The following is an 18,935-nucleotide window of genomic DNA, read 5'->3' as shown; positions in this document are numbered from 1 at the left end:
TGTTGCTTATGAGCGACGAAATCCGATTGCCCAAGCCTGAATATGGCACCCCGCCCGGCGTGCAGCACCACGTCTGCGAGCACGACGGCTGCAGCAAAGATGCCGCCTGGGGCTTCGCTAGGCCGAAGCAGGCGCCCCACTGGTTCTGCTTCGAACACCGCGGCGAGGGCGAGAAATTCCTTTAGGAGCGTAACCGATGTCCCGTCATCAATTCGTGCATGAACTGGAAAGCACTGCCGATCACATAGCAGACGCCTCGCGGGCCGAATTGCAAGTGCTGTTGCGAAGGGCTGCGCTGCTGCTCAGGAATGTGGGCGGGCTCAGTCTCGATCCGCGCACCGACGAGATGCTGAATGGCCTGGCCGCCGAGATGGGCAAAGGGAAGCTCGATCTGGTCGAGACCATCTTGGACGATTGGTTGATGGCTAACGCCTATCTGCCGGTGCCGCATGCGATGGACGAGGAGAGTTCGACCGAAGGCACCGCCTGACCAGCACGACACGTCTTAAGGCTTAGCTGGAGAAACTGTCGTCCACGTGCCGTCGGGCTGGCATTCGTTGCCGCTCACCACAGCGCCGGAATTATAAAACTCACTTTTGAAAATGCACCCTGACGCTGCGGATTTTGTGGCCGGTTCCCAAGCGAACGCGGGCGTACACAGCATAACGTTATCGCCGGCTCGAACAGTTGCTCCAGGCGAATAGCTCATTGATCCTAGCCAGCACCTCGGCTGCGGCGCGGCCATCTCCTGCTGCTGTGCCCAGCCGACTCCGGGCGCTGCAAAAAATAGCGCCATCAAGCAAACGGGACGCATCCAACCCCTCCAGAGAAATAGTAAGGCAGATTCACAACGATCTAAGTGCGAGAGCCTTCCAAGCCTGTGCAGCTTCGGCAATCCCTACCCAGCGTTTGTTGTCAGAAATCAGCCGATGAATGAAGCGATGACAGCAGGCGCAGACTAGGGCCATGTCGGAAAGCCGGGTTGTTCGTTCGCCTTCTGCCGCGGCCAGCGGTGTTGTGTGGTGGGCCTCAAAAAAGCTGTCGGTCGATTTAGGGGCGCTTGCGTCCACGGAGAAATCGCAGATTTCACATCTCAGCCCGCTGGCACGCCGCTTGTCGATCAGCCGCATTCGGAGCCTCCGGTCTCTCTGGCGATGACGCGCGGCGAGGTACTTCCCTTCCGGGACTTCAAGGTCGTCGTCTTCATCAGTCTCGCCCGATGAGTTGCCGACCAACGCCTGTCGAATTGCGGCTGCTATCTCTGCCAGTTCGAACTTGCGGCTATCTGGGAACTCGACAACGACGGTCCTGTCCATTTCGGAAGAACTCAATCGGCGCTCAGGGTGCAAGGCAGAAAACAGATTTTGCGTCTTCAGCGCCACGCCGTCAGCGTTACGGAAACTTTCTTTCCGGTCAGTCTGGGGGTAGATGTTTGCCGCCCGCAACAGCCGCGACAGCTCCGCAGCGTCCGGGTGATTTTTGTCGATCGGCTTGCCATGCCGATAAAGCAGATCGAGCGCCAGTAAGGTCTCGTCGCGTGTCCACTTTGGATTACCCGAACCGCTCGTCACGGGCATTGCGAATTCCCCTCATGTTCTGACCCGAGACGCTCCGTCACCATCAGGTTTTCGGCGGACCACAACGACCTTTCAGCACGGCAATTTCGGTTTCGTGGTCGCCGCCAGACATCGAGGAAACCGGAACGCCAATCAAGAACACACCGAGAGCGTCACCGGTCGCGGCCTTGTTCTGTTGGTTTGTCAAAACGGCCAAGCGTTCTTTATCGGCCTGGGTACAAGGGCCCGCATTTGGCACGCCTGCAATCTTGTCCGGTGGCGTAGCACAACCCGCCAAGCAAACAAACGCAGCGGCGGTCAAAGAAAATCGCTTCATGGTCCCCCCAAATCCTCTAACCCGCTGCTAACATTGCGTAATGCAAGGCCAATCGCAAGCCTGTCCAACAATGGATTCGACAACAAAGTGTGGAAGGCGCATTATCGTGTTCGGTGTCGGGGGATACCTAATGCATTGGCGAAAGCGCAGCGGAACTAAGCGTAATCGAGCACGCTGGTTGTCGGCTGTGCCTTTGCGGCTTGTGTTCGTGACCGTAGCCGCATTTGCGGCCTTGGTGACGCAATTTGTCATGCATAACAGCGGATCGCTACCGGAAATCAATTTGCAGAACTTGATTAAGCCGAAGCTGGTCGCCATCGCCGGCGTAGCCTCCGTGATCGACGGCGACACGATCGAAGTCCACGGGCAGCGGATACGCTTCAACGGGATCGACGCGCCGGAGAGCAAACAATACTGCGACGATGCCAAGGGCTTCGAATATCCTTGCGGCCGGCGATCGGCGGAAGCGCTGGATGCGTTCCTGGCCGCATCGAGGCCGGTGCAGTGCACGTTCGTGACCTGGGATCGCTATCACCGCTTCGTCGGGGACTGCCGGCGCGCCGACGGCGTCAGCGTGGCGGCGTGGATGGTCGAGCATGGCCAAGCGCTCGACTGGCCGCTCTACAGTCTTGGCTCCTACGCACCACAGCAGGCGAAGGCGCAGGCGGCCAAGATCGGTCTTTGGGTCGGCAACTTCGAACCGCCTTGGGACTGGCGCTCGTCGCACACTGACGGCGCGGCGCCGCCGAGCCAGCCGCTCGGCATCGTCAGCCGCAAGCTGGTCGCGCAGAGCGGCAACTCATGCGAGCCGCGGCGGACGTGCAAGCAGATCAGTTCGTGTGACGAGGCCCAATGGTATCTGCAGAACTGCTCTTGGGCGGGAAACTGGATCGCGACGGCGATGGGGTGGCGTGCGAGACGTTATGCTAGCCAGGACCGACGCGCTGAGCTGCCTTTCGGATGAGAGCACCGGAACATCGATCGGTCAAAATCTCACAAACATAAGCAGCGCTCATTGAAGAGATGATGCCCCGCATTGTTGGTAGTATGTGCTCAAGCACATGTCTGTGGCGTTCTTGGCACGATCTATTTCATCCTGGGACATCAGCTCGACCAAGCCAAGGCGGGTTAGGTCGGCCTCTTTTGCAGAGACCTCAACAAGCTCTTTTCTATATATTTGACTGGCCAGAGTGAGCCACATATACGCAAGCTTGGTGTCTCTCTCGGTAAGCCTGCCGCTTGCATAACTCTCGCCCAGCGCCTTCATTGCCGCTGGATCACCTTTGCCCGCAGCATGGCTGTACAATGTGAACGCTCGACCTTGATCCTGTCGGACACCATCTCCCGCTGCTAGCATGTCCGCCAGCGCAATCATCGCGCTGACTTCCGACTGGGCAGCTGCCTTTTCGAACCATTTCGCCGCCTCGGCCTTGTCGGCGGTCACTCCTCGACCTTCGTAAAGTATTGCCCCAAACCTCGACTGAGCCGGCGGATAACCTAACGATGCCGCCCTAAGAAATAATTCTGCAGCCTTTCGGTCATTCGGTAGAAAATCCATCAACCCTGGCACCTTCTTCGAAGGGATGCCATCCGGTACTCCGGCGGCGTATAACAAACCCAGCTCATATTGGGCAGCTGGTATGCCTTCATCAGCAAGTCGGGTAAGATAATCCGAAACTTCATTCTTATTGCCGAGAGCCAAGGCAGCTTGCACTTTTCTGCGGTCGGTGTCTTCGCGCCAGCGCGCGGCCCTGGCAGTGGCTGTCGCCACGTTCTCGGCGCCCATCTGATCCCTCAGCATGCCGTATGCTAGCCCGTCTTGGGCTCTAGCTATTATCAGCCATTTCAAGGCCTCCACGTAATCTACCGGTAGGCCTGGCTCTCCTGACGCATATGCAGCCCCGAGCAGGAATTCTGCTTCGCGATAATCCTGATCAGCTGCAGCACGCAACAGCGCCAATCCAGCGGGCGCATCCCTCTGAACACCCTGACCTGAGAGAAGCATCTTGGCGAGATAAGTTTCTGCACGGGCATCGCCGGACGTCGCTAGCGGTCTGATAATGGACAGCGCCCCCACGAAATTTCCTTGCCGATAAAGGGTCACGGCGCGATCGAGATTGCGCGGCCCTTCGTCCACCTGCTCAGCGGATAACGCAGTGGACGCAAAGAACGTCAGCACCACGAACTGGCATGCGAGATTCTTTAGTGCAGACATGACAGCCCCTCACCATTGTATGGTGCACTATAGTGCGTCGCATTAAAGTGCACAATTCGCCACGCATGCCGTATGGACATGCGTCAGCTCGTTGCGAAGAACGTGAAGCGTTGCCGCATCGCGGCTAACCTCACGCAGCATGAGGTCGCCGATCGAATGGGCGTAGACCGTGCCTACGTAAGCGGATTGGAGATGGGAAAAAGGAACCCAACGGTCATTACGCTCTGGCAGATCGCTGAAGCAATAGGCGTAAGGCCGATGGATTTATTGTCGGAGGAAGAATAGCGAGATACCGAAGCTCACGGTGCCGGCGATGGGATGCTGATCGCCACGTCGATCCAACTTTGGGGAAGGGAACAATGCAGACTCTGGCTGCGCTTCTCACGCCAACAATCGGCATAGCTGTTGCGATCATCGCATTCCTTCAATGGAGGACAGCGCATCAAAAGGTACTGCTCGATCTTTTCGACCGTCGACAGGCGGTCTACTCCAAGCTTGAGACAGCTGCTCTATCGCTCGTGACAAACAAGGAAGCTGGCGAAGAATGCCAACTCCTAACTCGTGAAGGAATACTTGAAGGAAAGTTTCTTTTTGGCCCGGACGCTTTCGCCAGAATTTCCTCATTCGCGAAGCTGGTTAGACAATTCGAACCACTATCCCAGCCTGAGCGAATGTACCCGGACGACGACACAACCGCAAAGACTGATCGAAATCAACAACGGCTGCGGGAGGCAGACGAATTCCTGAGGCAAATGCCTTCCATATTCGAGCCTTACATGCGGATGACACATAGGCGCGTTCGGTCACCGATCGAGTATATCAGGGAAAAGTTCGGCAGGGATCGGTTCTGAAAGTCCACCCGTCGCTGCACATGCGCGCGGCTCGCCAGCTGTTGCAAGCTCAGCGGGAAGGTCTTGTCAGGGGTGGCATGTAAGGCAGCAGCGTTCGCACCATCTGCTCGACTGGCGTGACTGTGCACATCGAACGCCAGTTGAAGCGGGCACCGGCATCGCCGCTGTCGGGCCCCTGCAGGAGGTATTCGAGCCGCGTCTGGTTGCTGCCGTTCCGCGGCTGAATGGCGTCGTCGAGGACGACGCCATTAGCGCCAGCCGGGCCGCCAAACTGCGCGGCATACGAGCCGATGGTGGCGGCGACTGGCGGGAAACCCCTTTTCGTGATGACGGCCATGGTGGTCGAACTTCCGGATCAGACGAAGCACGTCATGTGTTGGGGCCGATCGCCAGCGCGTTGAGCTGTTGCAGGGTCAGGTCCTGGTTGCCGTTGGGTGGCGGAACTTTCGCCTTGCTCGCCGGCCACGCCAGCTCGTCACGCCGGGCCTGCTCATGAGCCGCGCGGATGGCGGCGGTGCGGTCTTCAGGCGCTCCCGACTGTCTGGCGAGCGTGGCGAGGCTAGAGTTGAAGGCGTTGAAGCGGTTGTTTGCGGTTGGCATTGCAGTTCTCCATTAGCTGTCGCCGAAGCGGGCGACGTCGTCCTGCACCCACGACGGCAGCGGTTGCGATGGCGGCAGGGACCGGGGCGGCGGCGCGACGGTCATGCGGCTGTGGACCGAGACCTTTTGGCCGCCGGCCCACGGGTCCAACTCGCCGACAAGGCGTTGGTGACCGCGCTGGCGGCGCAGGCGCTCGGCGGTCGCCGGGCTGGAGCAATGCACCTCAATGGTCGGGATCGCCTTCTGACCGGTCGTGTCGAGCACGTCGCCGATGCGGTCGGCGGCAATGGCGCGGGCATTGCCGACGCGCAGCAGATAGGCGCTGTCGCTTTCGCCCTGGCGGGTGATGCCCAGCGTCTTCGCCAGCACGCCGAGCAGCCGGGCCATGTGGTCGCTGTCGCTCTCGCCTTCGGCCTGCCGGCACGGCAGCTGCTCGGCAAGGTGCGCCAGCTGGCGCAGGCCGTACGCGGTGTCGTCCTCGTCGTCGCCGCGCTCGACATAGAGTTTCCTGGCCCGTTCAATGCGCGGCCTATCCTGCCTCAGGTTCCGCTGGTCGCGATCGTCGCCGCGAATGCGGCCTTCGGCGTGGCTTTGCAGCGTCTGAAACAGGCGCTTGTGCCATTGTTCATCGGTCTCGCCCCAGCGTTCGGGCATCACGGCCGCCTTCGGCTCGGTCTCAAAGAGGCGGCAGACGGCGCGGCGGAGGATTTCCGGATCGAAGGCGAGTTCCGGCTGGCCCCGCTCGCGGGCGACGTAGGAAGCACCTTCCATGGCCTGCCTGTGGTCGTCGAGAGTGGCGCCGAGGGCGACGATCTGGGCGGCGTAGAAATGGAGCTCCTGAAGGCCTGCGGCGTATTGTGCGGCGTGATTGGCGATTGTCGTGCGCGTACTGGTTTCCAGAGCCTGCCGGGCTTCCTCGGCGCTCTCGCGCTCGTGGATGCCGACATGGGCCGCGTGGGCCATGCGCAAGGTCTTGATCGTCGCCTCGGCGTCCGTAAGCTGCCGTTGGAAGGTGTTCAGCGCCCGATCGTCGAGCACGTCGACGTCGGCACGGCGGGCTTCGAGCGCGGCGAGATTTTTCTCGGTGCTGGCGAGCTTGGCAGCGATGCGGTCAATCTGCTTCGATCGCAGGAGGGCATCGGCGTTGAGCCCACGTGTGCGGCGCTTCGGCTTGGTCGCGTTGACGAGGGCCCTCAGCAGCTCGTCGAGGGGCAGGGCGGAGAGATTGCTCACGTCGGGCGGCCGCAAAGTGGCTTTACCTTCGGCGGCGCGTTGCTGGGCTTCGGACGTGTAACCCTCGTCATCGTCTTCGGAGGGCGCCGGGCGGGCTGTCGACGACGACGGCGGCATAGCTGGCGCGGCGGGCGCGCCGCCTTCGTTGTCGTCTTCGAGACCATCGCTAAGCCCGTCGCCAAGGCCATTCTCGTCGTTGTCGTCGGCGAGATCGGCGAGCAGGCGGTCACGGTTGGAAGGGGACATTTTTCGGTGCTCCGGTGGACTACCAACGGACACAATACAGGAATAAATCCCTAGCACAAGAAAAATAGAAAGAAATCAGTTGGTTGTCGTCAGATGTCCTCTGATTACTTATCAGTTGATGGCTGTTGTCGCTATTTGTCGCGAACTTGTCACCATCCGCTGCGCGGGTCTTGCAACTCCGCGCCGTTGCCGAAACGCCGTCGCCATGCGTCATCGGGCGAGGGCAGCTCCGGCGTGTCTTCGTCAGTTGCTGGCGAGGCTGTCCGTCTGGGCGGCCGGTGCTCCGGTGTCGGCTCTGCTCTTGCCTGCGGCTCCGGTCCGCGCCTGCTCCGGGCGATCGAGGGTTTCGCCGCCGCCGCGATCATCACCGCAACGTCAAGCCGGTCGGGGTTGGGTGAGAGCGGCCTCGGCGCGATCTTCTCGACCTCGGTCTTCAGCTCTGCAGCGCGCTCGGCGTCACGAGGATCGGGCTTGGCGGGTTCGGGCGGCGTCAGGTCGGCCAGCAGCGAGCGCAGCGACTGCGCGCGCTCATGGAGGTCGACGGCGGCCTCGTATTGCTCCTGGGTCGGCTTCTCGGCGTCAGCCTTGCGGCCCCTCTCTACAGCCTCTTTAAAACCGGGGTGCCTGTTCTGCCATTTGACCAGCGTACGCCGGTCGACGCCCAGACGATCGGCGATCGCGAACATGCCGCCGCCGGCTTTAGCAGCGGCGAACGCCTGCTCTTCGGAGAACTTCGGGGGTCTTCCTCGTCCGCGCGCCATGGTCTGGGAGCGTCCTTTCGATGGGGGTGGCGGCCCCGCTCCTTACCGAAGGGAGCAGGGCCGCCCAATGGTGCGGCCTCCGCGCACCGAACCAGAGCGGAGGACGCTTTCCCGGGTCGGGTCTGGCATGGCGGCGGAAACCGGGATACCAGAGCGATGCCGAGGACTATATTCCTAGCAGGGAGGGCGGCTGGACGCAAGACCGTCGTCGAGACGCACCCGGCGGCCTGGCGCAACTGCTTTCTTTAGGGAGTATAGAGAAAGGTGAGCCTTAATTCGTTGCCGGCGGCCCTCCGTTGGCTACAACGATCGGCAGGCGTGCCGGCGGCTCGGGCACGTCCGCGTAGCATGCGACAGGCACAGCGGTCGCTCTCGCATGTGCTCCAGCACGCGACGGTCGCGATATTTCAAACGGCTGCGGGTAGTTGCGGAGGCTTGCGGGTATCATTCCAGCCGTCTCAACGTAACTGTCATATCGGATGGCGTGTATTACCACTGACAGTTTGCTGCGTTTGAGCAAAACGATACCCGCAACTATACGCAACTACCCGCAGAACTACCCTTCGCCAGCGCCGCTACCATGCGGCGCCGTCTCAGTCAGCCAGTACACGTTGACCTTTGTGTGCTTGTCCTTGCCGCCGTGGAGCTTCACGCCGTCAACTATTTGCCCGAAGCGCTCGCCGAGCCACACCCCGAGCCGTAGCGCGCTAATTTCGCCGCGGCCGGGCGGCGCCGCGATAGCGACGAGAGCGGCGTGCAGTTCGAGATGCTTTGGTTCGAACGGGCTGATATTGGTCTTCTCTTCCGCCAGCTTCTTCAGCTCGGTGGCGGTCAGTTGCTGGTCGGTGCCGCTGGTCTCGCGCCAAGAGGCGACGAACTGTCGAAACAGGTTCTTGCTCGGGTCGTCTCGCCGGGCGGCTTCCTGCGTCTCGACCGGGTCGGCCCGGCCAAGCCAGACCAGAGCCGAGCGGACCAGCCGCGACCAGTCTTCGAACGAGGCGAGCGCTGGCAGCGTGTCGGGGCATCCCGCCACGACGTAGGCGCGCACGATCACGAGCGCGGCGGCGATGTAGCGGCCACGGTCGGCGATGACGAGGTCGTAGGGCTTGGCCTTGAACTCGCGCTGTTCGGGTCGCTCCATGTTCGCGTCGAGCGAGCAGAGGATCGTGCGCCGCACGACGTCCTCGACAAGCTTGATGTTGTTACCGTTGGCGAAGAAGGTCGCCCGGTTCTCGACGCGCACGTTTTTGGATTGCCCGAGCACGCGGACGTCGACCACGGGCCTTTCGACCGCTTGGCACACGCTGGAGCCGCCGAGCTCGCCATTCAGGTTGTCGATCGAGACCAGCGCCTGCCCTGTCATGAGCGCGGCGCCGATGCGCTTATCTGTCTCTTCCCCGGTGTGCCCGGCCGCGAACACCGGGCAGCGTTGCCCGCTTACGATCGCGGATGCGATGTCGACGATGTAGCTCTTGCCGGTCCCAGCCTCGGGCGCGGTGTTCGCGTGGAGCGGCGCCAGCGTCATTGCGCCGCGAACGACGGGCGTGATCAGCTCTGACAGCGCCACCGACCGGCTGGCGTCGTTCACGAACGGGAACTCGGCGAGCAGGGCGTCGAGGGTGCCGAGCGCGGCGAGCGCGGCGTCGCGGGTCGGTTGGTCGGGGATCGGCGGCAGCATCGGCGGCTCGACGAGCAGCAGCCGGGTCTCGGGATCGTAGCCCGGCTCGCTCAAGATGGTGCCGTCGGGCCGGAGCGTCGGCGTGGTGATGACGCCGACGAGCTTCGGCAGCTTCCACTCGCCATCGCGCGCCAGCAATGTCGCCGCGACGTCGCGAGGCGGGTCTGTCGGCACGAGTTTCTTGCTGCGCAGGTCGTACTTTTCCCAGTTCGCCACGCGGCTGAGATGATCGCGCATCATGTCGGGGGTCGCTGGCGTGAGCCGGGCAACCTTGGTCTTGTGCCCGTGCGAGGCCTCGACCTCTTCGACCACGGGCCTTTTGATCGCGCCGCCGTGCACGTAAAAAGGCGCATGAGCTTCGAGCAGCGCCTGCTCGGCCTCGGTTGCCAACTCGTGCAGCGCGCCGGCCTTGACTTGGATCAGGCGCGGCGGCGCATAGCCCTTTTCCTTCAGCTTCTGCGCCAGATCGGTGACCTTGATGTCGCGGGCCTCGGGCGCGGCCGACACCGGGTAGTGGTTGCCGGTCGTGAACTCGTGAACGAACACGTTGCCGGCGTGGTCGAGCCCGATGATGCATCGCTCTGTTTTCTTGGCGCCCGGCCCTTCGAGCCACGCCGCCGAGCAGCGTAGGGTTTGACCGGCGACCCGCCATGCCGCCGCCGCGTCGGGCAGCTCGGCCAGCGTGCGAGTGACGCCGTCTTTGCAATCGAACTTCATATCCTCGGTGAGATCGTATTTGGCTTCGACGGAACTCTCGCCCTTGGTGGTCCGCTCGACAGGCGACCAGCCGGCGGCGTCGAGCACTTCCTCGACGATGTCGGCGACTTCGAAACACCGCTTCTTAGTGACGAGGGGTAACGCGGACTTCGGCGTGTCGAGCGGCGAGCGGTCTTTGTACCTGTACTCGGTCTCGATGCTGCCATCTTTGGCGAAGCTCCTCGGGCCGACGGCACCGAACTGGCGAGCCGAGGCGCTGGAGAAGATTTCGACCTTGTGGACCCCGTCGTCGACGGTCTCGCCGGGCTTGGTCCAGCCACGCGAGGCGATGCGGCTGAACGGCTCGTCAGTGCGGATGAAAATGGCGAGCTTGGCGCCGCCGCCATGGCGGATCAGCAGCGGCACGTCGGGATTGCCGAGCGTGTCGGGAAAAGCGTCATAAAGTCGATTGAGTATGTTCTTGATCTGCACCTCGTCATCGACGTCGATGTCGATGACGGCGAGGTCATCGTCGAGGCGGATGCCGGTCGCGGTGCATCCGAGCATCCGGCTCCACTTCTTGGTGATAAGCTCCTCTGTGGCTTCGACCGTCGGCCACTCCCGCAGGACGCACTCTTTCGCCTTGTTCGGCAGCGGCGAGTAGCCGTGGGCCTTCACGCGCAGGCGCACTTCGGTGGGGCTGAGAGGGGTGGTTTTGGCCATGGCGTTCATTGGTCCGGTTTCCTGAAAAATCTGAGTTGCGTTCGCTGTTCCACGGCGGCGCGTTCCTGTCGGGGTTGTTGGCGCTGGAAAAAGGCGGCCCGCTGGGCGGCCCGCTCGGGATCGTGCGGCGCGATCGAGCCGAAGCCGGGCGCGGCGTGGCCGCCGCGCCGCCCGACCGTCATCGGCATGCCTTCGCCGCGCAGATGCGCGCGCCAAGCGGCCAGCGAGCCCTTGAGGTAGGTGTCCTGCAGACGCGCCACCTCGGCGTCGAGCGCGGCGATGCGCTCATCGTCCGGCGTGATGACAAGCAGCTTCGCGCCGAGCCCGAGCGCGAGCCATGCCGGGTAGGTCGCGTCGATTTCGAAGCGTAGCAGATACCGCTCGCGGAGACCGGCCAGCTGCCGCTCGTCGATGTGGTAGGGATGCGCGACGATCGCCGCCGGCCGCCCGTCGGCGCGATAGAAGATCGGTTTTTCAAACCCCTCTTGCGGGTAGCCGATCTCGCTGCGCCGTGTCTGGTTCGATCGCCGCTCTAGTTGCCCCAGACAGAAGGACAAGGGCCGGGCCGGGAGACGCCAGCCGTTGCGGTAGCCATAGTCTTCGGCCAGCAGGCGCGCCGCCTGGTGGCGACGCCAGCCTCGCGCGTGCTCGACCGTGTCGCGCGCCTTGGCGAACTCGGCCTTCAGGAGCGGCGGCACTGTCACGCGCTGCGCGAGGTCGTAAACCATTTCAGGATGCGGCCTTCTGCCGGAAATGCGCGGCCCAAGGCTGCGCGCTGTCGGCCCGAGCGCCCCTTGGGCTGGCGCCCGGCCGAGGTGGCTTTGGCAGCGCCGGCAGGCCCCATTGAGCGAGCATGCGATTGACGCGGGCAAGCGATGCCGTGGCGCCGACCGTGGCCGACCACGGGGCGTTTGCGTCGCCGTGCCAGAGCAGCTCGCGCTCGACCCATGCTACCTGTTCTGTCGGATCGGCGACCGACGCGACACCGCGATATCGCTGCAGGATCGGAACGTGCAGGCGGTTGGCGAGGACTTCGCGGCCGGTCCTGTCGCGCCAGATAATGAACGGGCAGAGCGCCCGCCAAGCGTCGAGATCGGGGATGGTCATTGGAATGGTTTCCGCCTTCGGTTCGGTGAGGCCCGGTGTCAGCGACGGCGGGCGCCACCCTTGGTTTCGGTGAGGGTGACCACGGCGCTGATCAGCAGCCCTGTCGCGGCTCCCGCAGCCAGGGCGACCAGCAGCGTCGCGGCGGTCATCGTGGCGACCCCGCCCGGCGCGGATTCGGCTTGGTCTCGCGCTTAGCGATCCAGTTGCGAACGGTGCTCACGCGATAAAGGGTTTTTCCGCCGAGGCGGAGGGAGGGGAGCCCGTCGGGCAACTGTCCGTAGCGCTGCAGTGTCTTGGTCGTGAGGCCCAGCGCTGCCGCCAGCTGAGACTGGGTCACGTACTCCGTCATAATGTCGTGGGCGTTCATCTTTCTCTCCGGGGGTCCTTGTCTGTTCGAGGTCCACATTTCCGGCTCTAGCTGTCGCCGGCATGTGCCGTGAAATGTCCTTTAGTCCGGAGATGTCGTCCATGGTCCCTGGCAGGTACCTCCCAGGGACTATGAATGAAATCAGTAGCTTAGCGGATAAGTTGCCGCCGTGTGCTGGATTCTGGACCGATCAACAGGCTGCTCTGGACTAAAACGCCTCGGCAGCGGGGCTACGAGCTCGCGCCGAAAACAAAAAAGAGCGCCCCGTGGGCGCTCTTTTGTCAGTTTTAGATGGCCTACCGCTCCGATCAGTGCGCCATCCAGCTACGGTACTGAACAATGTTTGCCAGGTAGTGCCAGAACGACCGCCATTCCGCTACCGCGGCTTCGGCGGCCCACCCCGAGGCGCACCAGTCCGGCAGCACTTCCTCGTCGAGCAAGTGTTGCGCGACCTCCTGCAGTGTGCATGCGGGGTTCCTCGCCTCGAAGAGGACTGCGGCATCGTAGGCCTTTTCCAAACCGGGCCGGATAGGCGTCGTGCCGAGAAGTTGTCCGACCATCACCGCGCAGCCTCTTCGGAGCGGTCCTCGGGCGTCGGGGCCTGATGTTCCAGCTGGCGCCGTTTCGGGGTCCTCTTCGCCAGCGCCTCAAGGAGCGCGTGATCCTTCGCCCGGGCGAGGTCCGCCTCGGCCTGCATCGCTTCCATCAGGGCCGCTGCGGCCTGCTGCAGTGTCGTCACGGTCATTTCCTCCTCTGTTTTATCGGGATGACATTGGCGCCAGCCGGCTCAGGGTCCTCCGGAGTTGGTTCTGGCGCCGGCTTCACAGGCGCAAGGGCCGCGCTGGCGAGTTCTGCCGCCTCCCGCAGCGGATCGTCATACAGGTGCGCATAGCGGGCCGTGGTGCTCACTTGGCTGTGGCCCAGCATCCTGCCGATGATCGTTAGCGGCACCCCCTTGCTGACCAGCACGCTGGCGTTGGTGTGGCGCAGGTCGTGGATGCGCACGTTCGGTGTGACCTTGGTCTTCCCGTTGGCGAGCGTCGTGACGTCGACCAGCTCGGCCGCAATGCAAAGCTCGCGCCACTGGGTCTTGATCTCCTCGCGATGGCCTTTCCCGCCGCGGCCCGGGAAAATGTAGTCGGACAGCTTCTCGCCCTTCTTCAGCTCTCCCTGCGCCTGCGCGAGCAGGCCGGCCAGCAGCGACTGGGCAGCAGCCGACAGCGGCACCTCGTGCCATCCCTTCTGCTTCGTCGTCGACGCCGGCTTGGTCCACTTGCCGGCGTCGAGGTCGACACCTGCCCAGGTTCCCTCGGCGGCGTCGAAGTACTTCCAGCGCATGCTCTCGACCTCGTCGCGCCGCGCGCCGGTCAGGAGCAGGAGCCGGACGATGTTGCAGGCCTGTTGGTCCTTGTGCGCGGTGAGGGCGGCTGTCAGGCTCTCCAGCTCGGCGGCCGACAGGTACCGCTTGCGCTTCGCCTCGGTGTTGCGGTCAATGCCCTTGGCCGGGTTGCCGGCGGCATGGTCGCGCCAGCCCCATTTGAGCGCGAGGCTGAACATCTTGCTGAGCAGCGCGACCACGCGGTTTGCCCGATAGCGTGCCGGCCGGCCGCTCGTGCCGCGCTTGCTGATCGCCGCGTGCAGGTCCTCGACGTCCGTGGAGTGGACATCTGCGACCTTCTTTTCCTTAAGCTTCGGCAGGATGTAATCGCGGATCATGGCCTTGTCGTCCACGACGGACGAGGGCCGCTTCTTCTTCGCGTCGAGGTGCCTCTCCTCGTAGCGCGTACAGAGGTCGGCCATCGTCTTGGCGTCGCGCTCTTCTTCGAGCTTGGCCAGCGGGTCCTCGCCTTTGTCGATCAGGCGCTTGAGCCGCTTGGCCTCCTCGCGCGCGGCGCCGATCTTCCAGTCGTCGCAAGAGCCGATCGTGTAGCGGCGCTCCTTGCCCGTGGCGCGCGTGCGGTAGTTGAGGATGAAGGCTCGCCCGCCAGCCGCCGTGACGCGCACGCCCAGTCCCGTCACGGACTTGTCATAGCTGATCCGGTTGCCCTTTGCCGGCTTCGGCAAGCTTTTGATGATGGTGTCGGTGAGTTTGTGTGCCATGGATTTGTGTCCGCGCCCGTGTCCGTCCCCGTAATGTCTACCTGTGACGCTCAGTGTCGTCTGCTGTCGCTGATTTGTCAAACAGCGTCGCCTTGTAAATCAAGGGCTTGTGGTGCGGACACGGTCAAAGCCTTGTGGCGCAAGGGTTTGCGGAAAATGGCTTTTGGCTGACTTTTAATCAGTAGGTCATGGGTTCGAATCCCATCGCGCTCACCAAATTTTTCAATGAATGCAATGTGATATCGTTTCTCACCTGGAACGGGCGAGGGCGGTTCTCCTAACAGGAGCCTAACAAAATGGCCCGCCGCCGAGGCAGCGGGCCAAACTTCACAATGTTGTTGGATGTCATGCACCTTGGGCGGCTGCCCGAACATAGTTGTTCGGCATCGGATCTTCTCCAATTCGGTTTGTGTGAGGCTCTAGCGCTTTCGCAAGAACCGAAATTCTGATATCAGAGTTTTTATGCCAAAGCACGAAACCGTGATATCAAAGAAACGGCGGGGACCGGTCCCAACCGGAAAGGGCGTGCCGATCATGGTCCGCCTTCAACCGGACATGCTCGCGGGCGTCGATCAGTTTGTTGCCGAACATGAGGTTTCCCGACCTGAAGCCGTCCGATTGATCATTCGTGACTGGTTGACCAGACACCAGGTACTAAAGGCCGAGTGAGACCTTCATCCCCAAGAACGGCGGCGGCGCCGGGGTGGGCTGACGAAATGATCGACGCCCTTAAGATTAGGCGCACTGCTTTGCGCGGCTGACTGGCCGGCGCCTTGCCCCAAAGCCCCCCGCCCAATGGGCGCCGGTCAACTCCGAAATGGGCCTCGCGAAATGCAGCGAGTGTCTATCGGCTCGCCTCCGTGCGGGGCGCAAAGAAGCAGCGAATATAGGAAAACGGCGGGGACAAGCAGATGTGATGCTGGCTGTCTTCGCTCTCTATGACGCGGTTCTTGGGAATGAAGTATCGGGTCTTGGACCCCGTGCGGACATTGAAACCGCCACCAGGCAGCGGCTCGACATAGCGCGAGCTGATGACCCCGCAGTCCTTCTTGTCCTCGCAGCATTCATAGCCGGTAACCGGATCATGATAGCCGGTGTACCAGTTGTGAGCGACGGCTAGCGCGATCAACAGGACTTTCATTGTCCGCCTAGATCTAACATGGCAGCTGGGCGGCAGGCTATATCGTATATTAGCGTTCGTTTGACAAAGCCGGTGACCGCGCCAGAACCATTTGCACGGCGCGGGGAATTGGGGTTGCCGACTGGTGATGGCATTGCGGACGATCTCGCCGTCATCCGTGGTGGTGTCCACGGTCGTGGCGACGGCGGAGATTCGCAGCTTCGCCCGGCATGCTGCCCACTTCGCTCGGATCGCCAGGCACTCCCTCTCGGGAAGCCTGCTTGCATGTGGGTACCAGTTGCGCGAAGCTGCCTATGGGGGAGTGGTGTAGATTCGAGGCAGCACCACCAATGTTCACTGACTACTACGAACTTCTGGAAATCAGCCCGAACGCCAACTCGGAAACGATTGAACGGATATTTCGTTATTTTGCCATGCGCTATCATCCCGACAATCGGGATACCGGAGATGATTCACGCTTCAGCGAGATCGTGGAAGCCCACAATACGCTGAAGGATCCGGTCAAGCGCGCGCAGTACGACATCCAGTACAGGGACAATCTGGGCCTTCGCCGTGAGCTTACCGAGGAGGCCAGCAACACCAAAGGTCTTGAGCGGGATGTCGTCATCCAGGCCAAACTGCTGACGCTTCTCTATGTAAAGCGGCGCCAGGACGTCAACAATCCCGGCATTGGCGATGACGAACTCGAGCGCTTGTCAGGCTGTCCGCGAGAACATCTGGATTTTCATCTCTGGTATCTGAAGGCAAAGGGCTGGATAGCCAGGATCGAAAACGGGATGTTCGCCATCACCGTGGAAGGCATCGATCGAGCCAATTCCGAACACCGTCGTGACGCCGCGACGACCAAACTATTGGATCATATAGATTAAACGGCCCTCCTGAAGCCCATCTGTTAGTCGGCTAGCTATAACAATATTAGCGATTGCTTGTATTTAGATCGGCCCGGGGCCAAGCTTTCCGTTGGATCGATCGAGTGGGCCGGGCAGAGGCGTCCAAGGGGAGGGGCAATAAATTGTCCGAGAAAAAGGTGATCGCGGTCAAGGACTGGAACTGTGCCATGAGCGACGAACTTGGCCGCGTCGCCCTGATGATCAATCCGACCGATGGCGAGCCGATACTGGTTTTGATGACGATCTTTCAGGCTGCCAGGATGGGGCGCGAGTTGCAGTCGCCGAAACGCGTTTCGTGATGCCTTCGATATCCACAAAGCGGGCGTAGACCGGCAGTGCCAACCTTGTCGCCAGACTGGGCGGCAGCTAGAGTCGGCATTCGCAAGGGAGGCGATACATGGCACTTCACCTTTCGGCCGACACCCTGGCCCCCGCGGCGGCGAAACCCCAGAAATATCTATTCGGCCCAGTCGCCGACTTCCTCATGCTCGGCGGTAGCGCGTTTCTCATCTTGCCGGTTCTGTTTCTTGTGCCGCTCGAGTACGAAGGCCTCGTTGCCGCTACGATGGTCTTTGTGGCGTATCTGGTAAACTATCCCCACTTCGCCCACTCATATCAGATTTTCTACCGCAATTTCGGACGCAAGGTGAGCGGCGACGGATACGACAAGGGCCTGCAGATCCGCTACATCTTCGCCGGCATCGCCGTTCCCCTGATCATGAGCGCCTTCTTTGCCTATGGCGCGGCGACGGCAAACACGCGGCTGCTGGGATATGCGACCAACGCCATGTTCTTCTTCGTCGGCTGGCACTACGTCAAGCAGGGCTACGGCATGCTGATGGTGGATGCCGTGCTCAAGCGCAAATTCTTCGACGATCGGGACAAGAAGGTGCTGCTGGTCAACAGCTATGCCGTCTGGATCCTGGCCTGGCTGCAGACGAATACGGCGGTCACCGCGGGCAAATACTATGGGCTGGAATATTACACATTCGCGGCCCCGTCGTGGATCACCGACATTGCCCTGCTGGTAGCCGTAGCATCCACCGCGGCTACGGTCATGATGCTGGTCAACCGTTGGCGAAAGAACGGCGGCGGCCTGCCGTACAACGGCATCGTGGCCTATGTCGCATCACTCTACCTCTGGATCCTGATCGCAAGGATAAACCCGCTCTGGCTGCTTGTGGTGCCCGCGCTCCACTCGCTCCAGTACCTGGCGGTGGTCTGGCGCTATCAGACCAATGTCGAGCGCGACGGTCTGGATGCCGCGAGCGATCCGCAACCGAAGATCCTGTCCTTTCTCGGCCCCCTCTACAGGCTTCGTGTCCTGGGATTTATCGTCGGTGGCGGCGCGCTCGGCTATCTCGGCTTCTGGCTGATCCCGTTCGTGCTGACGGCTATGATCCCTTATGACAGGCAAGTTCTCGGCTCGTCGCTGTTCTTCTTCATCGTGCTGATCTTCATCAACGTCCATCACTACTTCCTGGACAATGTGATGTGGCGCCGCGGCAATCCGGAAGTGTCGAAATATCTATTCCGCTAGCCCAGACGGCGCCGAATGGCCGACAGTAATCTCGAGGCACCGGACCTGGCCGCGTCGGCGGCAATCACCCTGTCCATCGACCGTTCGAACTCGGCCAGCATCGACGCCAGCAATTCCGCAAGCCCGCCGGCGGGGCCGTGGATCTTCTCGAAAAGGCGGCCGTAGTTCCGCAGCGTCTCGGCGACGACGTCGGGAATGTCCTCGTACCGGCACCAGATCACATATTCATGATAGGGGATGTGTGTTCGCAGCGGCACGTCCTCGCTGACGACGAGACAGCCTTGCGAAAGCGCCGGCAGGACCCTGAACTCCTCGATCGAGTGGTGATGCCAGGTCTGGTGCGGGTTGACGATGATTTTAGCGCTTTGGTACAGCGACCGCAGCCCGGGCAGGTCGTAGACGCCCTGGACATTCCTGTAGCCCGCAAAAGCCTCCAGTCTTTCGATCAGGGAGGCGCGCCTCGGCTCCCTGGTGTTGATGATGTTGGTCAGGACGTCGATCGACCGGCCGCCTGCATTTGAATAGTCGAAGGGGATCGGAGGGCAGTAGACGATCCGCTCGCTGAAGCGCCTCGGAAACCGGCCGCTGGATTTGATGTTGACGATGTTCGGCACATTGTATTCGAGCACGACGTCCGCCGTGCGGTACTGCTTTTCGTTTGCGATCCGGACGAGATACGTCTCGTCGCCTCCGAAGATGGATGGCACGACGCCCGGAGCGCTTGAGGGTGGAACGTCACGCCCGCCAGGAAGCACCAGATTGTGTTCGTCCTGGAAGAAAATCCGCATGCCCGACCGAGGCGCCGCGCGCCTGGCGAAATAGTTCTCCACGACGGGCAGATTGGTTACGAGCCTGTGCGCGTTCAGATAGCGCATGCGGTGATTTCCAAACGGA

At 61.9% G+C, this 18,935-nt stretch carries 24 protein-coding genes and 1 tRNA gene; 9 read left to right on the top strand and 16 right to left on the bottom strand.

The annotated features are described in order from the left end of the window. The first annotated feature begins 196 nt into the window (after positions 1 to 196). Positions 197 to 490, top strand: coding sequence for a hypothetical protein (locus EJ073_RS04920; protein WP_126054714.1), 294 nt, complete (start codon positions 197 to 199; stop codon positions 488 to 490). A gap of 355 nt (positions 491 to 845) precedes the next feature. On the opposite strand, the gene EJ073_RS04915 is transcribed toward EJ073_RS04920, so the two are convergent. Then, complete coding sequence (locus tag EJ073_RS04915; RefSeq protein WP_126054713.1) at positions 846 to 1,577, bottom strand: HNH endonuclease; 732 nt, start codon at positions 1,575 to 1,577, stop codon at positions 846 to 848. Between the two features lie 43 nt (positions 1,578 to 1,620). After that, positions 1,621 to 1,893, bottom strand: a complete 273-nt coding sequence (locus EJ073_RS04910) for a hypothetical protein (protein ID WP_126054712.1) — start codon at positions 1,891 to 1,893, stop codon at positions 1,621 to 1,623. A 208-nt stretch (positions 1,894 to 2,101) separates the two neighbouring features. Here EJ073_RS04910 and EJ073_RS04905 point away from each other — a divergent pair, with 208 nt between their 5' ends. Continuing rightward, the gene (locus tag EJ073_RS04905; RefSeq protein ID WP_245455469.1) at positions 2,102 to 2,857 is read left to right on the top strand and encodes a thermonuclease family protein; all 756 of its coding nucleotides are present in this window, start codon (positions 2,102 to 2,104) and stop codon (positions 2,855 to 2,857) included. A gap of 48 nt (positions 2,858 to 2,905) precedes the next feature. Here EJ073_RS04905 and EJ073_RS04895 read toward each other — a convergent pair whose 3' ends face one another. Beyond that, entirely contained in the window at positions 2,906 to 4,108 is a 1,203-nt protein-coding gene (locus EJ073_RS04895; protein WP_126054711.1) for a tetratricopeptide repeat protein, read from the bottom strand. A gap of 72 nt (positions 4,109 to 4,180) precedes the next feature. Between EJ073_RS04895 and EJ073_RS32860 the strand changes: the two genes are divergently transcribed. After that, positions 4,181 to 4,393: a helix-turn-helix transcriptional regulator gene (locus EJ073_RS32860; RefSeq protein ID WP_126054710.1), complete on the top strand. Its 213-nt coding sequence runs from the start codon at positions 4,181 to 4,183 to the stop codon at positions 4,391 to 4,393. Between the two features lie 74 nt (positions 4,394 to 4,467). Then, on the top strand, positions 4,468 to 4,959 hold the full coding sequence (locus tag EJ073_RS04885; protein ID WP_126054709.1) for a hypothetical protein: 492 nt from the start codon (positions 4,468 to 4,470) through the stop codon (positions 4,957 to 4,959). Between the two features lie 49 nt (positions 4,960 to 5,008). Here EJ073_RS04885 and EJ073_RS04880 read toward each other — a convergent pair whose 3' ends face one another. The 11 genes from EJ073_RS04880 to EJ073_RS04830 form a co-directional block, all read right to left on the bottom strand. After that, positions 5,009 to 5,296 carry a hypothetical protein gene (locus EJ073_RS04880; RefSeq protein ID WP_126054708.1) on the bottom strand — a complete coding sequence of 96 codons (288 nt, stop codon included), beginning with the start codon at positions 5,294 to 5,296 and terminating at the stop codon, positions 5,009 to 5,011. Between the two features lie 32 nt (positions 5,297 to 5,328). Next, positions 5,329 to 5,559, bottom strand: coding sequence for a hypothetical protein (locus EJ073_RS04875; protein WP_126054707.1), 231 nt, complete (start codon positions 5,557 to 5,559; stop codon positions 5,329 to 5,331). 12 nt (positions 5,560 to 5,571) lie between these two features. Then, positions 5,572 to 7,038 carry a hypothetical protein gene (locus EJ073_RS04870; RefSeq protein WP_126054706.1) on the bottom strand — a complete coding sequence of 489 codons (1,467 nt, stop codon included), beginning with the start codon at positions 7,036 to 7,038 and terminating at the stop codon, positions 5,572 to 5,574. 149 nt (positions 7,039 to 7,187) lie between these two features. Further along, positions 7,188 to 7,799 carry a hypothetical protein gene (locus EJ073_RS04865; RefSeq protein ID WP_190233830.1) on the bottom strand — a complete coding sequence of 204 codons (612 nt, stop codon included), beginning with the start codon at positions 7,797 to 7,799 and terminating at the stop codon, positions 7,188 to 7,190. Between the two features lie 556 nt (positions 7,800 to 8,355). After that, the gene (locus tag EJ073_RS04860) at positions 8,356 to 10,905 is read right to left on the bottom strand and encodes a hypothetical protein (RefSeq protein WP_126054704.1); all 2,550 of its coding nucleotides are present in this window, start codon (positions 10,903 to 10,905) and stop codon (positions 8,356 to 8,358) included. Next, complete coding sequence (locus tag EJ073_RS04855) at positions 10,902 to 11,624, bottom strand: hypothetical protein (protein ID WP_126054703.1); 723 nt, start codon at positions 11,622 to 11,624, stop codon at positions 10,902 to 10,904. Before EJ073_RS04855 ends, EJ073_RS04860 begins: the two co-directional genes overlap by 4 nt. Position 11,625: 1 nt before the next feature. Next, on the bottom strand, positions 11,626 to 12,003 hold the full coding sequence (locus EJ073_RS04850; protein WP_126054702.1) for a hypothetical protein: 378 nt from the start codon (positions 12,001 to 12,003) through the stop codon (positions 11,626 to 11,628). A gap of 145 nt (positions 12,004 to 12,148) precedes the next feature. Beyond that, the gene (locus tag EJ073_RS04845; RefSeq protein WP_126054701.1) at positions 12,149 to 12,370 is read right to left on the bottom strand and encodes a DNA-binding protein; all 222 of its coding nucleotides are present in this window, start codon (positions 12,368 to 12,370) and stop codon (positions 12,149 to 12,151) included. A gap of 308 nt (positions 12,371 to 12,678) precedes the next feature. Next, a complete protein-coding gene (locus tag EJ073_RS04840; RefSeq protein ID WP_126054700.1) occupies positions 12,679 to 12,930 on the bottom strand; it encodes a hypothetical protein in 252 nt (83 codons plus the stop codon). Further along, the gene (locus tag EJ073_RS04835; RefSeq protein WP_126054699.1) at positions 12,930 to 13,115 is read right to left on the bottom strand and encodes a hypothetical protein; all 186 of its coding nucleotides are present in this window, start codon (positions 13,113 to 13,115) and stop codon (positions 12,930 to 12,932) included. The genes EJ073_RS04840 and EJ073_RS04835 overlap by 1 nt, the downstream gene beginning before the upstream one ends. Further along, complete coding sequence (locus EJ073_RS04830) at positions 13,112 to 14,470, bottom strand: tyrosine-type recombinase/integrase (protein WP_126054698.1); 1,359 nt, start codon at positions 14,468 to 14,470, stop codon at positions 13,112 to 13,114. The genes EJ073_RS04835 and EJ073_RS04830 overlap by 4 nt, the downstream gene beginning before the upstream one ends. Before the next feature lie 143 nt (positions 14,471 to 14,613). Here EJ073_RS04830 and EJ073_RS04825 point away from each other — a divergent pair. Continuing rightward, positions 14,614 to 14,686, top strand: a tRNA-OTHER gene (locus tag EJ073_RS04825). A 339-nt stretch (positions 14,687 to 15,025) separates the two neighbouring features. Beyond that, positions 15,026 to 15,139 (top strand): ribbon-helix-helix domain-containing protein, encoded by a 114-nt coding sequence (locus EJ073_RS31975; protein WP_245455677.1) that lies wholly within the window; start codon positions 15,026 to 15,028, stop codon positions 15,137 to 15,139. Positions 15,140 to 15,314: 175 nt separating this feature from the next. Here the strand turns inward: EJ073_RS31975 and EJ073_RS04815 are convergent, their stop codons facing one another. Beyond that, complete coding sequence (locus tag EJ073_RS04815; RefSeq protein WP_145965101.1) at positions 15,315 to 15,599, bottom strand: hypothetical protein; 285 nt, start codon at positions 15,597 to 15,599, stop codon at positions 15,315 to 15,317. A gap of 341 nt (positions 15,600 to 15,940) precedes the next feature. On the opposite strand from EJ073_RS04815, the gene EJ073_RS04810 reads away from it, so the two are divergent. The 3 genes from EJ073_RS04810 (at position 15,941) to EJ073_RS04800 (ending at position 18,041) form a co-directional block, all read left to right on the top strand. After that, a complete protein-coding gene (locus tag EJ073_RS04810; RefSeq protein ID WP_126054695.1) occupies positions 15,941 to 16,480 on the top strand; it encodes a J domain-containing protein in 540 nt (179 codons plus the stop codon). A gap of 143 nt (positions 16,481 to 16,623) precedes the next feature. Continuing rightward, on the top strand, positions 16,624 to 16,800 hold the full coding sequence (locus EJ073_RS04805) for a hypothetical protein (RefSeq protein WP_126054694.1): 177 nt from the start codon (positions 16,624 to 16,626) through the stop codon (positions 16,798 to 16,800). 98 nt (positions 16,801 to 16,898) lie between these two features. After that, complete coding sequence (locus tag EJ073_RS04800) at positions 16,899 to 18,041, top strand: hypothetical protein (protein ID WP_126054693.1); 1,143 nt, start codon at positions 16,899 to 16,901, stop codon at positions 18,039 to 18,041. On the opposite strand, the gene EJ073_RS04795 is transcribed toward EJ073_RS04800, so the two are convergent. Further along, the gene (locus EJ073_RS04795; RefSeq protein ID WP_126054692.1) at positions 18,038 to 18,916 is read right to left on the bottom strand and encodes a hypothetical protein; all 879 of its coding nucleotides are present in this window, start codon (positions 18,914 to 18,916) and stop codon (positions 18,038 to 18,040) included. The genes EJ073_RS04800 and EJ073_RS04795 overlap by 4 nt on opposite strands. Positions 18,917 to 18,935: the final 19 nt, after the last annotated feature.

This window comes from Mesorhizobium sp. M4B.F.Ca.ET.058.02.1.1, assembly GCF_003952505.1.
Lineage (GTDB): Bacteria > Pseudomonadota > Alphaproteobacteria > Rhizobiales > Rhizobiaceae > Mesorhizobium.
The sequence above is the reverse complement of the archived record's forward strand: the minus strand, read 5'-3'. Positions and strand labels throughout refer to the sequence as shown.